The sequence below is a fragment of the Aeromonas sanarellii genome, from assembly GCF_000820085.1.
Taxonomy (GTDB): Bacteria; Pseudomonadota; Gammaproteobacteria; order Enterobacterales; family Aeromonadaceae; genus Aeromonas; species Aeromonas sanarellii.
The window spans coordinates 24410-39477 of record NZ_CDBN01000074.1 but is presented as its reverse complement, the minus strand read 5'-3'; the positions used below and the strand labels follow the sequence as shown (position 1 = coordinate 39477).

At 60.4% G+C, this 15068-nt stretch carries 14 protein-coding genes; 6 read left to right on the top strand and 8 right to left on the bottom strand.

Translation table 11 applies throughout. The features are described from left to right. Window positions 1-118 precede the first annotated feature (118 nt). The 5 genes from glnA (at window position 119) to add (ending at window position 6001) form a co-directional block, all read left to right on the top strand. Window positions 119-1528, top strand: a complete 1410-nt coding sequence (gene glnA / locus BN1132_RS14235) for a glutamate--ammonia ligase (RefSeq protein WP_042078393.1) — start codon at window positions 119-121, stop codon at window positions 1526-1528. Window positions 1529-1719: 191 nt separating this feature from the next. Then, entirely contained in the window at window positions 1720-2289 is a 570-nt protein-coding gene (locus BN1132_RS14230) for a DUF4124 domain-containing protein (protein WP_042078392.1), read from the top strand. 85 nt (window positions 2290-2374) lie between these two features. Continuing rightward, on the top strand, window positions 2375-3430 hold the full coding sequence (gene glnL / locus BN1132_RS14225; RefSeq protein ID WP_042078391.1) for a nitrogen regulation protein NR(II): 1056 nt from the start codon (window positions 2375-2377) through the stop codon (window positions 3428-3430). A 9-nt stretch (window positions 3431-3439) separates the two neighbouring features. Continuing rightward, a complete protein-coding gene (gene glnG, locus BN1132_RS14220; RefSeq protein ID WP_042078390.1) occupies window positions 3440-4858 on the top strand; it encodes a nitrogen regulation protein NR(I) in 1419 nt (472 codons plus the stop codon). Between the two features lie 141 nt (window positions 4859-4999). Then, complete coding sequence (gene add / locus BN1132_RS14215; protein ID WP_042078388.1) at window positions 5000-6001, top strand: adenosine deaminase; 1002 nt, start codon at window positions 5000-5002, stop codon at window positions 5999-6001. Window positions 6002-6069: 68 nt separating this feature from the next. Here add and hemN read toward each other — a convergent pair whose 3' ends face one another. The 4 genes from hemN to BN1132_RS14195 all read right to left on the bottom strand — a co-directional run bounded on the left by hemN (window position 6070) and on the right by BN1132_RS14195 (window position 9916). Continuing rightward, the gene (gene hemN / locus BN1132_RS14210) at window positions 6070-7443 is read right to left on the bottom strand and encodes an oxygen-independent coproporphyrinogen III oxidase (RefSeq protein WP_042078387.1); all 1374 of its coding nucleotides are present in this window, start codon (window positions 7441-7443) and stop codon (window positions 6070-6072) included. A gap of 28 nt (window positions 7444-7471) precedes the next feature. Further along, entirely contained in the window at window positions 7472-7912 is a 441-nt protein-coding gene (locus BN1132_RS14205) for a DUF2489 domain-containing protein (protein ID WP_042078385.1), read from the bottom strand. Between the two features lie 11 nt (window positions 7913-7923). Continuing rightward, the gene (gene yihI, locus BN1132_RS14200) at window positions 7924-8499 is read right to left on the bottom strand and encodes a Der GTPase-activating protein YihI (protein WP_042078384.1); all 576 of its coding nucleotides are present in this window, start codon (window positions 8497-8499) and stop codon (window positions 7924-7926) included. A 799-nt stretch (window positions 8500-9298) separates the two neighbouring features. After that, the gene (locus BN1132_RS14195; RefSeq protein ID WP_042078382.1) at window positions 9299-9916 is read right to left on the bottom strand and encodes a c-type cytochrome; all 618 of its coding nucleotides are present in this window, start codon (window positions 9914-9916) and stop codon (window positions 9299-9301) included. Window positions 9917-10059: 143 nt separating this feature from the next. Between BN1132_RS14195 and yihA the strand changes: the two genes are divergently transcribed. Then, window positions 10060-10716 (top strand): ribosome biogenesis GTP-binding protein YihA/YsxC, encoded by a 657-nt coding sequence (gene yihA, locus BN1132_RS14190; protein WP_042078381.1) that lies wholly within the window; start codon window positions 10060-10062, stop codon window positions 10714-10716. 986 nt (window positions 10717-11702) lie between these two features. Here yihA and aroE read toward each other — a convergent pair. From aroE to BN1132_RS14170, 4 genes are all read right to left on the bottom strand, one after another. Beyond that, the gene (gene aroE, locus BN1132_RS14185; RefSeq protein WP_042078380.1) at window positions 11703-12524 is read right to left on the bottom strand and encodes a shikimate dehydrogenase; all 822 of its coding nucleotides are present in this window, start codon (window positions 12522-12524) and stop codon (window positions 11703-11705) included. 103 nt (window positions 12525-12627) lie between these two features. Continuing rightward, window positions 12628-13536: an oxygen-dependent coproporphyrinogen oxidase gene (hemF, locus tag BN1132_RS14180; RefSeq protein ID WP_042078379.1), complete on the bottom strand. Its 909-nt coding sequence runs from the start codon at window positions 13534-13536 to the stop codon at window positions 12628-12630. Window positions 13537-13633: 97 nt separating this feature from the next. Then, window positions 13634-14194, bottom strand: coding sequence for an L-threonylcarbamoyladenylate synthase type 1 TsaC (locus BN1132_RS14175; RefSeq protein WP_042078378.1), 561 nt, complete (start codon window positions 14192-14194; stop codon window positions 13634-13636). A 264-nt stretch (window positions 14195-14458) separates the two neighbouring features. Beyond that, window positions 14459-15016 (bottom strand): DNA topoisomerase family protein, encoded by a 558-nt coding sequence (locus tag BN1132_RS14170; RefSeq protein WP_042078377.1) that lies wholly within the window; start codon window positions 15014-15016, stop codon window positions 14459-14461. Window positions 15017-15068: the final 52 nt, after the last annotated feature.

The following is a 15068-nucleotide window of genomic DNA, read 5'->3' as shown; positions in this document are numbered from 1 at the left end:
AGCCTGAAACGGTGCAAGTGCCCTGAAATCAAGCTGTCACAAACTTGGCACGATACTGGCTTATGTGAATACGACGACGCATTCACCCAAAGAGTTTTAACACCGGAGGTTACTTAGCATGTCAGCCCAGAACGTTTTGGCCCTGATCCAGGAACACGAAGTCAAGTTTGTTGATCTGCGTTTTACCGACACCAAGGGTAAAGAGCAGCATGTATCCATCCCTGCCCACCAGGTCGACGAAGACTTCTTCGAAGACGGCAAGATGTTCGATGGCTCCTCCATCGGCGGCTGGAAGGGCATCAACGAGTCTGACATGGTGCTGATGCCGGATGCGGCCTCCGCCAAGCTGGATCCCTTCACCGAAGAGACCACCCTGAACATCGTCTGTGACGTGCTGGAACCTGCCACCATGCAGGGTTATGACCGCGACCCGCGCTCCATCGCCAAGCGCGCCGAAGACTTCCTGAAGTCCAGCGGCATCGCCGACACCGTGCTGTTCGGGCCGGAGCCGGAATTCTTCATGTTCGACAACATCACCTTCTCCAACACCATGGGCCACAGCTTCGTGAAGATCGAATCCGAAGAAGCTGCCTGGAACTCGGGTACCGAATACGAGCACGGCAACAAGGGTCACCGTCCCTTCGTCAAGGGCGGCTACTTCCCGGTTGCACCGGTTGACTCCTCCCAGGACATCCGTGCCGCCATGTGTCTGGTGCTGGAAGAGATGGGCCAGGTCGTCGAGGCTCACCACCACGAAGTGGCGACCGCCGGTCAGAACGAGATCGCGACCCGCTTCAACACCCTCACCCTGAAGGCTGACGAAGTCCAGGTTCTGAAGTACGTGATCCACAACGTGGCCCACGCCTACAACAAGACCGTCACCTTCATGCCGAAACCCATGTTCGGTGACAACGGCTCCGGCATGCACTGCCACCAGTCCCTGGCCAAAGACGGCGTCAACCTGTTCGCAGGCGACCTGTACGGCGGTCTGTCCGAGATGGCACTGCACTACATCGGCGGCATCATCAAGCACGCCAAGGCCATCAACGCCTTCGCCAACCCGACCACCAACTCCTACAAGCGTCTGGTGCCGGGCTATGAAGCCCCGGTCATGCTGGCCTACTCCGCCCGCAACCGCTCCGCGTCCATCCGCATTCCGGTTGTGCCGAGCCCGAAAGCCCGCCGCATCGAAGTACGCTTCCCGGATCCGGCTGCCAACCCCTACCTGGCCTTCGCAGCTCAGCTGATGGCCGGCCTGGACGGCATCATCAACAAGATCCATCCGGGCGATGCCATGGACAAGAACCTGTACGACCTGCCGCCGGAAGAGGCTGCCGAAGTACCGACCGTTGCCGGTTCCCTGGACGAGGCGCTGGCCGCCCTGGACGCAGACCGCGAGTTCCTGACCCGTGGTGGCGTATTCAGCGACGACTTCATCAACTCCTACCTGGAGCTGAAGCAGCACGACGTAGACCGCGTCCGCATGACTCCGCACCCGCTGGAGTTCGAGCTGTACTACTCCGTCTAATCCGCATCCTAGTGACAAACCCGCCATTTGGCGGGTTTTTTCATTCAGGAGGCGGAAAACCATCGGGATGCTCGCAGTCCCCCGGCGGGGCCATCCCCACCTGACAGCACGGCTGTCATCAGACAACCGACTGTCGGCCCGATGGTTTTTTCTCTGATAGGATTAAGGTGAACCCCGTCAAGGAGAGATGGATGAACACTGCACCCTGGATGCTGAGCCTCTTGCTGATGGCCGCCTGCACCGCTCAGGCGGCCAGAGTCTACTCCTGGGTCGACCCCCAGGGGGTGACCCACTACACCGATGCCCCTCCCCCTGGCAAGAACGCGAAGGAAGTGGACATGCGGGTCTCGCCCCTCATCGGCACTTCCCCCCACTCGGTCCAGGTCGAGGATTTCAACAGCCTGACCGGCGTCGACGCCAGGAAGGCCCTGGAAGCCGCCCCCCTGGAGATCGAGCTGCTCTCCCCCGAACCGGGCAGCACCCTGAGGGACAACACCGGCAACATCGTCTTCCAGGGTCAGGTCTCTCCCCAACCCCCGGCGCAATACGACGTGCGCCTGCTGCTGAACGGCAAGGCGGTCCCCATAGTCCACAACAGCCTGGCCATCCGGGTGGAAAACCTCGATCGCGGTGCCTACGAGGCGCGTCTCGAGCTGCTCGCCAAAGACGGTACGATCCTTGCTAAATCTAAACCAGCCACCTTTTACCTGCACAGAGCGACCGTGAATCAGGCTCCCAAGGCCACCCCCAAGGCCGATTAGGGTGATGTGACGCACCGATGCGGGTAAACTTGATGCACTATATTGGTGCATATCAGGTGTGCAGCACCGTTTTAGGGAGAAACCTGTGCCAACCCGCATGGATCACGCCAAGACACTCTTGGACAACCTGCTGACCGCCGTCATCCTGATGGATGAGCGGCTCTGCATTCAATTCGTCAACCCGGCGGCAGAACAGCTGCTTTCCCTCAGTGAGCGGCGACTCATCGGGATCGAGCTGCCCCACCTGCTGGAGCACATCTCCCTCGACCTGCAGCGCTTCAAGCAGTGCCTCATTTCGGGGCAGGGCTTCACCGACAGCGAAGTCACCCTGGTGGTGGAGGGGGAGCCCAGGCTGGTGGAGATCAGCGTCAGCCCCATGGCCGATCACGAGCAGCGATTGATGGTGGTGGAGCTGCGTAAGATCGATCAGCAGAAGAAGATCAGCCAGGAGTTGCAGCAGCACGCCCAGCAACAGGCGGCGAAGGAGCTGGTGCGCGGCCTGGCCCACGAGATCAAGAATCCCCTCGGCGGCCTGCGCGGGGCGGCCCAGCTGCTGCAGAAGGAGCTGCCGGATCCGGCCCTGCGCGAATACACCGGCATCATCATCGAGCAGGCGGATCGCCTGCGGGTGCTGGTCGATCGCCTGCTCGGCCCCCAGCGGCCCGGGCGTCACCAGATGCACAACGTCCACTCCGTGCTGGAACAGGTGCGCCGCCTGGTGGATCTGGAGCTGCCGCCCCAGATCCGCATCGAACGGGACTACGATCCCAGCATTCCCGAATTCGAGATGGAATCGGATCAGCTGCAGCAGGCGTTTCTCAACATAGTGCGCAATGCCGCCGAGGCCCTCGGGGATCAGGCCGGGCTCATCCGCATCAAGACCCGCACCGCCTTCCAGATCACCATCCACGGCCAGCGCTACCGCCTGGCGGCCGAGATCAAGATCATCGACAACGGCCCCGGCATTCCCGACGCCATTCGCGACACCCTCTTCTACCCCATGATCACCGGCAAGGAGGGGGGGACCGGCCTCGGCCTCTCCATCGCCCAGAATCTGATCGATCAGCACAAGGGGCGCATCGACTGCATCAGCTGGCCCGGCCATACCGAATTCACCATCTATCTACCACTTCGCAAGTAAGGGAACCTCATGACAGCAAAAGTGTGGATCGTCGATGACGACAGTTCTATCCGCTGGGTTCTGGAGCGCACCCTTGGCAGCGAAGGCTTCGAATGCGAAAGCTTCGCCGACGGCGAAGCCCTGCTGAGCTCCCTGGAGGTGCGTTCGCCGGACGTGATCCTCTCGGACATCCGCATGCCGGGCATCGACGGCCTGAGCCTGCTGGAGCAGATCCACCGCCGCCAGGCCGATCTGCCCATCATCATCATGACGGCGCACTCGGACCTCGACTCCGCGGTCAACGCCTACCAGCGCGGCGCCTTCGAATACCTGCCCAAGCCGTTCGACATCGACGAGGCGGTCAGCCTGGTGCGCCGTGCCGAGAACCACCTCAAGGAGCAGCGCACCAAGCGCAAGGCACGCCAGCAGGAGGCCACCACCACGCCCGAGATCATCGGTGAAGCCCCCGCCATGCAGGAGGTATTCCGCGCCATCGGCCGGCTGTCGCGCTCCAGCATCTCGGTGCTGATCAACGGCCAGAGCGGCACCGGCAAGGAGCTGGTCGCCCACGCCCTGCACAAGCACAGCCCCCGGGCCCACAAGAACTTCATCGCCCTCAACATGGCGGCCATTCCCAAGGATCTCATCGAATCCGAGCTGTTCGGCCACGAGAAGGGGGCCTTCACCGGCGCCAACAACATCCGCCACGGCCGCTTCGAGCAGGCCGACGGCGGCACCCTGTTTCTCGACGAAATAGGCGACATGCCGCTGGACGTGCAGACCCGGTTGCTGCGGGTGCTGGCGGACGGCCAGTTCTACCGGGTCGGCGGCCACCAGCCGGTGCAGGTGGACGTGCGGATCATCGCCGCCACCCACCAGAATCTGGAGAAACGGGTCGCCGACGGCGAGTTTCGGGAAGACCTGTTCCACCGCCTCAACGTCATCCGCATCCATATCCCCGCCCTCAAGGAGCGGCGGGAAGACATCCCCCAGCTCGCCCAGCACTTCCTGCTGCGCGCCGCCAAGGAACTGAACGTGGAAGCCAAGAGTCTGCACCCGGATACCCAGGCCTACATCAGCCGCCTGCCCTGGCCGGGCAACGTGCGCCAGCTGGAGAACGTCTGCCGCTGGTTGACGGTGATGGCCTCGGGCCAGGAGGTGCTGGTGAGCGACCTGCCCACCGAGCTGCTGACGCCCATCACCAGCACGGCGGAGCCGGGTCAGCCTGCCCTGACCGGCGGCTGGCAGCAGCAGTTGCAGGACTGGGTGGCCGCCAAGCTGGCCCTGGGCGAGACCGACATCCTGGCGGATGCCATGCCCCAGTTCGAACGGATCATGCTGGAGACGGCCCTGGATCACACCCACGGTCACAAGCAGGAGGCCGCCCGCCTGCTCGGCTGGGGCCGCAATACCCTGACCCGCAAGCTCAAGGAGCTCGACATTCCCTGAGCCTTCGGGAAAAACGATTCCCATCACGCCTTGAGGGAAAGCCTGACCAATCCGACCCCGTTTGCCTGCAAACGGGGTATCTTTTTCAGGCGTCCCGCCTAGAATGGCAGGCTTTCCAACCCGACTCGCAGAAGGTGCCCCATGATTGACAGATCCCTCCCCCTGACCGACCTGCATCGCCATCTGGACGGCAACATCCGCCCGCAGACCATTCTCGAGCTGGGGCGTCAGCACAACGTCCAGCTGCCGGCCGATGAGCTGGAGGCCCTGCGCCCCCATGTGCAGATCGTCGAGAACGAGCCGAGTCTGGTTGCCTTCCTGAAGAAACTGGACTGGGGCGTGGCCGTGCTGGCCGACTACGACGCCTGCCGCCGGGTGGCCTACGAGAACGTGGAAGATCTGTTGCGCGCCGGCATCGACTATGCGGAGCTGCGCTTCAGCCCGGCCTATATGGCGATGACCCACAAGCTGCACCCCCAGGGCGTGGTGGAAGCCATCGTTGACGGCGTGGCCGCCGGCAGCCGCGACTTCGGCATCAAGACCAACCTTATCGGCATCATGAGCCGCACCTTCGGCACCGAGCAGTGCCGCACCGAGCTGGACGCCTGCCTGGCCCTGCGCGACAAACTGGTTGCCATCGATCTGGCCGGCGACGAGCTGGGCTTCCCGGGGGAACTCTTCACCGACCACTTCCGCCGGGTGCGGGATGCGGGGATGCGCGTGACGGTGCACGCCGGTGAGGCGGCCGGCCCGGAGAGCATGTGGCAGGCCATTCGCGATCTCGGTGCCGAGCGCATCGGTCACGGCGTCAAGGCGATCCAGGACCCGGCTCTGATGGCCTATCTGGCAGAGCACCGCATCGGCATCGAGTCCTGCCTCACCTCCAACCTGCAGACCACCACGGTGGCGAGCCTCGCCGAGCACCCCATCCGCCAGTTCCTGGCTGCCGGTGTGCTGGCCTGCCTCAACACCGACGATCCCGCAGTCGAAGGCATTGACCTTCCCCACGAGTACGAGGTGGCCGCACCGGCCGCCGGCATGACGCCAGGCGAGATCCGCACCGCCCAGCAGAACGGCCTGACCCTGGCCTTCCTGAGCGATGGCGAGAAGGCCGAGCTGAGCGCCCGCGCCGCCCGCCGCTAAATCCCGACCCGCCCAATAAAAAAACCGCCGAGAGGCGGTTTTTTTATTTTCCAACGACATCGACCGGCTTAGATCACCCGGGAGAACTGCTGCTGGCGCGCCTTGCTGCGCAGGTAGACGTCGAAGCACATGCAGATGTTGCGGATCAGCAGCTGGCCGGTGGAGACCACCTCCAGCCCCTCGTCCGTCATGCGCACCAGACCGTCGTCGACGAAGGTCTGCAGCAGTTTGAGATCCTCGGCAAAGTACTCCTTGAACACCAGGCCGTGGGCCTGTTCGACGGCGGCGAAGTTCAGGGAGAAGTCGCAGATGAGGCGCTTGATCACCTCGCGGCGGATCAGGTCATCCCGGTTGAGGGAGCACCCCTTCCACTGGGCGTGACCAAGGGTCTCCACCTGGGCGTAGTAGGCCTTGAGCTCTTTCTGGTTCTGGGAATAGGCATCGCCGATCATGCTGATGGAAGAGACCCCCAGCCCAAGCAGATCGCAATCTCCCTGGGTGGTATAGCCCTGGAAGTTGCGGTGCAGCTTGCCCTCGCGCTGGGCCACCGCCAGCTCGTCGTCCGGCTTGGCGAAGTGGTCCATGCCGATGAACTGATAGCCCCGGCCGGTGAGGAAGGCGATGGTGTCCTGCAGCATGGCCAGCTTCTCCCGGGGCGCCGGCATGTCCGCCTCTTTCAGCTTGTGCTGGGCGGCGAAGCGGCTCGGCAGGTGGGCATAGTTGAAGATGGAGAGGCGGGCCGGGTCGGTCTTGAGCACCTCCTCCAGGGTGTGATGGAAGCTCTCCCGGTTCTGGTGCGGCAGGCCGTAGATGAGATCCAGGTTGGTGGAACGGAATCCCAGCTCGCGGGCCCGCTCCAGCATGGCGCGGATGAAGTCGTTGTCCTGCTCGCGGTTAACCGCGACCTGGACCGCCTTGTTGAAGTCCTGCACGCCGAGACTGATGCGGTTGAAACCGAGCTCCCGCAACACGTCCAGCATGGAGAGTTCGATCTCGCGCGGATCCACCTCTATGCTGATCTCCCCCTCCCCGGCGAAATGGAAATGTTCCCGCAACATGGCCATCAGGCGGCGAGTCTGGGGTTCATTCAGATAGGTGGGGGTACCGCCCCCCCAGTGCAGCTGGGTCACCAGACGGTGCTTGAACAGGGGGGCCTGCGCCTTGATTTCACGCTCGAGGTAATCGAGGTACTGATCGGCCTTGTGCTGGTGACGGGTGATCACCTTGTTGCAACCGCAGTAGTAGCAGAGCTTGTGACAGAAGGGGATATGCACGTAGAGGGACAGATTGCGGGCCGGATACTGCCCCGCGGCCTGGACGAAGTCCGGATAGCCGAAACTCTCGTTGAACTCAAGGGCTGTGGGATAGGAGGTATATCGCGGGCCACTGTAGTTATATTTCTCGATCAGGGCCTGATCCCACACAATCTGTTCTGCTTGCACGCTTGCTTCCCCTTTCTTTGTTATCCGTTCAGCGGCTTAACCGGAAATCCTTCAGCCTGGCGACATCCTGGAGGATCTGCGCCTCCAGCTCGGCCTCGTAGCCGCTGCGTTCGAGATCCATCTTCATCACTTCATTGCGCTTGAGGGCGCGCCGCGCCTCGTGGGTCGGCATCTCCTTGACCTTGTCATAGAGGCCGTACAGACCGGGGAACTCGCTGGCAAAGGCGCGTCCCTCCTTGATCTGCAAGGCATCCAGCAGGTTGGTCAGCCGGATGGCGCCCTCGGAGTAGTCGCACTGGCCATCCCGCACCGCGTGGGCGATGACCCTGACGCTCTCGAGAATGCGCTCGTTGCGCGCCGCAATGGCTTGCTGCTGACCGTCGTGCTGGCGCTTGAGGCGGGCCAGCAGAGTGCCGGCATAGACAGCCAGCCCCAGCAAAATCAGGCCGCCCAACAGGGCGGCCAGCATCCATCCACTCATCACTTTTTCTTCGGCTCGGGTTTGGGCTCGGGCTGATAGTCCACCTGGGTGAAGCGCTCCCACAGCTCTTCCTCGGAGGCCGGCTCGCTCGATTCCTCATACTCGACGTCGTCGAAGTCACCGTCTTCATCTTCGTCGGTGTCTATGATGCCGAGCTCGTCCATCAGCGCCTGATAACGATCGACACGCTGGTCGACCCAGGCCTGCTCGGACGCGTCCAGGGTTTCACCGGCATCGAGACGATCCAGCAGGTCATTCAGGCGATCATCGTTCTCGATGGAGGCCAGTTCCTGCTCGGGCGTCATCACCAGCTTCTTCTCTTTGACAGCCTTGGGCGCCACCGGCTTGCTGCTCTTCTCATCCACGATGAGGGCGACGGGCTTGCGGGAACCGATGCGCGGATCCTTGGCTTGCTTGGTGCCACTCTTCTTGCCTGCCTGTTCGACCTGCTGGCGGGAGCCCGCCTTCAAGCCCTTGCGCTTGGCGGCGCGCTTGCGCTCACGACCTTCCTGGGCACTGGCATCTGATTCTTTGCGCTTGCCGGTAGGCTTGCGGGTGGGTTGTTTGGCCGACATGAATGACTCCGACAAATATCTGGATTGAAAACCCCCGGAGCGTGTCGTCCGGGGAGAATGCTGAGGCGGGGAACAGTAAATCTGGAACAAGAGTGGGATCCCGCACCAATTCGACCATCTTGGGTCGCTGAACACCGCAGGATCGGCATCCTCTGGGCATGTTGCTGGTATTTTGACACAGAATGCCTTGGCGGGTTAATGACCCAATAGAAAAAAGGCAGCCGAAGCTGCCTTGTTCCTGTCATGCGAGTCCCGATCCCTGGAGTCTCACCGCCTTGTCCCTGGGCGTACCGCTGCGCATCCTGTCGTTGGGTCTTCCTGACCCTTATTGGCCGATCCTGAATGTGCGTGTGCTTGTCTAACCCGTACTGGTGGCATCCTGCCTCCCACTGGGGTGGCTGCTTCCCGCAACCCCGCTCATCCCTGGCGGTCACCATCCTGGTCTTTGCATGCCTCGCTCATCACCTGCATGCCCTGAGTCGACATCCTGTCGCACCGGCGGCAGGTTGCATCCCGTCCGCCCGTTCAATCCATGTGCACAATGTAACAACTTCACCTGATGGTTCAATCTACCATAGACTCTTCCAAATAAAGATAAGTGGCACTTTTACGATTAACTACCTGATAAATAGGTATAACGCAGTCAAATCACAAGATTTTTTCAGCCTCTTCCAACCATGGAAATGGAAGATCTCTTACAACAATGTTAGCGACTTTGATGAAGTGAGAAAAAAGTCAGAAAAAGAACAGGGAACCCTGTGGTTCCCTGCTTTTTCAAGATGATAGACTCCGAATATTATCAGTGCAGCCCTGCCACATATTTGGAGAGCGCCTCGATATCCTGATCCGTCAGCTTCTTGGCCACATCGCGCATCATGCCGTTGGGGTCATTGTCGCGGTTCGCCGAGCGGAAAGCGACCAGCTGAGCCTTGATATAGGCCGGATGCTGCCCCGACAGGCTGGGGTACTTGGCCTGCTCGACGCCGGAACCGCGCGGCCCATGACAGGCAGTGCAGGCGGCCAGACCGCGGCTCATGTCCCCGCCCATATAGAGTGCCTTGCCTGCGGCGACCACCTCGTCGGGCACGGCGATCGGGCTGACCTTCTGGCTGGAGAAGTAGGCGGCCAGGTCGTCCATGTCCTGATCGGACAGCGGCAGCGCCATGGGGCCCATGACAGGCGCAATCCGGCCAGTTTGGCCGGAAGCGGCAGCCTTCAGTTCAACTAATTGTTTTTTGATATATGATGCGTGCTGACCAGCAATCTTGGGATACATGTCGACTGGGCTGTTGCCGTCCGGTCCATGACAGGCCGCACAGACGGCAGCCTTGGTTTGTCCCGCAGCGGCATCGCCCTTGGCTTGTGCCATCCCAGTTACGCCAACCATCAGAGCAAGTGTAATGACTAGGTTCTTCATGGCGTTCCAACTTTCTCGTTATTAGGCTTCCAGATCCCATGCCGCCGAAGGCATGTTAAAATAAACGCGTTTAAGCGACGCCATTTTACACGATTTCACAAAAAAGTAACTCTATAACCCTCTCTCTCTATGGGGAATTTACGTTGGATACACAAACTCTGAATTTCAATAAGGTGCATTTTGTGACCAGCGCACCCGACATCCGCCACCTGCCACATGATGGGGGTGTCGAGATTGCGTTTGCCGGGCGTTCCAACGCGGGCAAATCCTCTGCATTGAATACCTTGACCAAGCACAAGAACCTGGCGCGGACCAGTAAGACACCGGGTCGCACCCAGCTGATCAACCTGTTTGAACTCGAACCGGGCAAGCGTCTGGTCGACCTGCCAGGCTACGGTTATGCGCAAGTCCCGCTGGAAATGAAGCTCAAGTGGCAAAAATCCCTGGCGGAATATCTGCAACGCCGGGAGTCCTTGAAGGGGCTGGTCATCCTGATGGACATTCGCCACCCGCTCAAAGAGACCGACATGAACATGCTGGAGTGGAGTTCGCACCGTGAGCTGCCGGTGATGCTGCTGCTGACCAAGGCCGACAAGCTGAGCCCGGGTCCCCGCAACAATCAGGTGATCAAGGTCCGCCAGGCGGTGGCTGAACTGGGTCCGCAGATCCAGGTTGAGGCCTTCTCCTCCCTGACCAATATCGGCGTCGAGAAGCTGGCTCAGACATTGAGTGGCTGGTACCAGTCCAATGCCGATACCTCTCCGGCAGAGGCAGACGAGGACCATCAGGCCGAGGAGTAAACAGCGCCTCCTCTTGCTGCAATGAGCGGAGTTCCCCCTCCGCTGATTGAAAGACTTTCAGTGTCACCCCGCCCAGACCAGTCTCTCCCGCCTTTCCTCCCATGCTGCATCCAATGACAATAAAATCACTCAAAATCAATCACATTGACAGTTAAGACGCGTAGTGAATTAACTTTTCTCATCCTTGACACCGTTTTCATTCTTTCAGTCGCAGCAAGCTGACAATAGGATTGTCACAAACGAAACTGAAACTTTATTACCGAATCATATCTTGAAGGGATAAAAATGAGGCCAGTCTCGCAGCAGCGGACCGGCCTGAAGAAATGCGTTCAAAAAATTGGGAAAAAGCGAGTTCTCGAGAACAAAGACGATTGGTTTTCCTCAAGAAACACCCTCATTCTAACAAAAGGCCACACAAACTAAAGCATTTACTCTAATCAAAACGCATAAAAAAACGCCCCGACGATGACTCATCGGGGCTGCTATTCAGCCACATTCAATTACGTGAAATAAAAGGTCTGAAAGATAGAACATCTTACCTCTGTACCCTACGCCGACAACTGTACAGCAAAGCAGCAGAAAGTGAAAGTAATTTATGTAATTTAGTTTCACGGAAAGTAACTGAGGAAAATCTATATATTTTTCATGCAGATAAAAAAATCCCCAGTATGAATACCGGGGAGTTATAAAGGTGACTAGCTAGCACTTCCTCAACTATCTAATTAGTCAGCACCATTGCGAACTAGTTCCGCTGCTTTGAGAAAAAACTTGAAAAAGGCACGACAAGTAGCTGATGGAAGACATAAAGCATTGTTAATAATGGCTTTATTCTGTGAAAACAATCTGGTCTTTTGCTTAAAGATGCTCCGTATGGGAGCCCCATTTCGCTACAGGCGAGTCCCTTCTTGCGCATCTACTGTGCCGGGCCCCTCTGCCAGCCAGACCCGGTTGCTTCGAGAACGGTCCCAACGCCCCGGCAAACCGGCTTACAGCACCCCCAGGTTGCGCTTCAGCTCTCTCAATACCTGCTTGGTGCCGGGCCGGATGCCACGCCACACGGTGAAGGCTTCGGCAGCCTGCTCCACCAGCATGCCGAGCCCGTCCATGGTCTGACGCGCCCCCTGACGTTTGGCCCAATCGATAAAGGCCGTGTCCGTCGCACCATACATCATGTCGTAGATGGCAATATCGGCGTGAATGAGAGCGGGAGCCAGGGGCGGCAACTCCCCCTGCAGGCTGGCAGAGGTCGAGTTGATGATGAGGTCGAACCGGCCCGCCAACTGCTCATAGGGCTGGGCACTGACTGGCCCCAGATCATGAAATTCAGCCGCCAATTGCTCTGCCTTGGCATGGGTGCGGTTGACGATGACCAGTTCGCCCGGCTTTTCGGCCAGCAGGGGGGCCAGCGCACCGCGGGCGGCGCCGCCCGCTCCCAGCAGCAGGATCCGGCGCCCGTCCAACGCCACACCATGGGACTTGAGATCGGCCACCAACCCGGCACCGTCGGTGTTATCTCCGAGCAGCACACCGTCATCGGTCAGCTTGATGGTGTTGACGGCCCCCGCCCGCTGGGCCCTTGGGCTCAACCGGTCGACCAGGGCGAATGCCTGCTCCTTGAAGGGAACCGTCACGTTGCACCCCTTGCCTCCCTGGGCAAAGAAGTGGCGCAGGGCCGTGGCAAACTCATCGACGGCCGGTTCGGCCAGCCCATACTCCAGTGCCTGCTGGGTCTGTCTGGCGAACAGGGTGTGAATGAAAGGGGACTTGCTGTGGCGCACCGGGTGGCCAAAAACCAGATAACGATCCATCGGAGAATTCCATCAGAGGGCAATCTCCCGATTTAACGGTTTTTCTCATGCGGGAACAAGCCGAATATCGGCCAGCAAAGAGGGCCCCTGATGGCCCCTCTGGTCACAACCAGGTCCGCGGTGCGAGGTAATGGGTATAAAGCTGCGCCTCCGGACTCCCTGGCTCCGGCTGCCAATCATACTCCCAGCGCGCCAGCGGGGGCATCGACATCAGGATAGACTCGGTACGCCCCCCGGTTTGCAGGCCGAACAGGGTTCCCCTGTCATACACCAGGTTGAACTCCACATAGCGGCCGCGGCGGTAGAGCTGGAACTCCCGCTCCCGCTCGCCATAGGGCAGAGCCTTGCGCCGCTCGACTATGGGCAGATAGGCATCGAGATACCCCTGTCCGACCGCCCGTATGAAGGCAAAGCACTCATCGAACGGCCAGCGGTTCAGATCGTCGAAGAAGAGGCCGCCCACCCCGCGCGTCTCGTTGCGATGCTTGAGGAAGAAGTAGCGATCGCACCAGGATTTGAATTCGGGGTAGATACCCTCGCCAAAGGGCTGGCACAGGTCATGGGATACCTGATGCCAGTGCAGCACATCCTCGGCAAATGGATAGAAGGGCGTCAGATCGAAACCGCCGCCAAACCACCAGATGGGCTCTTCGCCCTCTTTCTCTGCGATGAAGAAGCGGACATTGGCATGGCTGGTCGGCACATAGGGGTTGTGCGGGTGGATCACCAGCGATACCCCCATGGCTTCGAACCTGCGGCCGGCCAGTTCGGGGCGGTGTGCCGTGGCCGACGCCGGCATAGCGTCACCGTAAACGTGGGAGAAGTTGACTCCCCCCTGCTCTATCACGGCACCGTGGCGCAGCACGCGAGTACGACCACCACCGCCGCCCTCACGGCGCCATATGTCCTCCTCAAAGCGCCCGGCGCCATCAGACTGCTCCAGGCCACGGCAGATCTCGTCCTGCAACTGCTGCAGGAAGGCCTTGACCTGGGCCACATCCGGTTTGCTCATCTTGTCTCCGGTCAGGCGGGCGTGCGAGCGCCCTGTCCGTCTTATCGTGATGTCATGAACTCAAGGCTCAGACTGCCAATGGAAATCTTGCCACCGGTCAGGAAGGGCGAATGATGGCGCCGGTGCGAGCATCCTTGATCTCGGACGGATTGGCCTGGCCCCCCACCTCGCCGGGCAGGATATAGGCCAGCTGGCTTGCCAGCAGTTCACCTATGTCGCTGACCCGGCGGGCGGGCTCCTCACCAGTCAGATTGGCACTGGTAGAGACCAGCGGCTTGCCGAAGGCGCGGCACAGGGCCTGCACCTGGGGATGAGCCGTGACGCGTACCGCCAGGGTATCGAACTGACCGGTCAGCCAGGATGGCGTCGTCGGACGGGCTGGCATGATCCAGGTGAAGGGACCAGGCCAGCTTGCTTCAACCCGCGCCAGCTGCTCATCGCTGAGCAGGCCCAGATCGATGTAATCCTGCAACTGCGTCAATTCGGCTGCGATCAGGATCAGCCCCTTCTCCACCGGTCGCTGCTTGATGGCCAGCAGGCGCTGCACCGCAGCCTCGGAATCAGGGTCACATCCCAGGCCAAACACGGCCTCGGTGGCGTAGGCGATCACCCCTTCTCCTTGAAGGGCGGTGACGGCTTGTTCAAGTTCGTTTGGCATAGAAAACATGCAACAGCCGCGCTGTCGCCTCTCATCACTGGATTGTTGGTTGAACCGGCATGACGGCCCTGGGCCATCATCTCTGCAGCACATGCGGTACCATGACACATCATCAGACGCCCCGGGAGTCGGGTGGCTTGCCCTCGTTTTAACAGGGTAAAGCACGCACATCGGAAGCCGAGCCCGCCGACGTGACCAACTCAAGGTGATGCGGAAGCGAACCGGACCGGTTCCTTCGTCAGCCCCCGGGTCATGGCGGCTGGATTATACCCGCTCCATCTGATGGCAGCATTTCTTTTGCGGGCAGATCCAGCGCAGGCTGCCCCTCACCTTCTTCTCCACCATGATGCCCCAGCCACACTCGGGACAAGGCATGGGAACGGGCTTGTCGTTCACCACATACTTGCAGTGAGGATAGGCGTCACAGGAGTAGAATTGCTTGCCGTAGCGAGAGGTGCGGCTCACCAGATGACCCTTGCCACATTCGGGACAGAGGATCTGGGTGTCGTCACTCTCCTGCAGGGATTCGATGTGCTGGCAGGCAGGGTACTGGGTGCACCCCACAAACAGGCCGTATCGCCCCTTCTTGATGGCCAGCGGATGGCCGCAATCCGGGCAGGCCGAGCCATCAAGCACTTTCTCGATGTCGCGACCTGAGGGGGTCAGGGAGCGGATGTAGTCGCAGGAAGGGTAGGCCGAGCAACCCAGGAAGGGGCCATGCTTGCCCTGACGGATCACCAGCTCGGCACCACACTGCGGGCACGGCTCGCGCTCGAATGCATGTTCGTGGGCAGAGAAGAGGTGATGGTCGATCTTTGACATGGGCCGCGCCTTGAAATCCAGATGGCCTGAATTCTACCAGCGCGGCACAGGG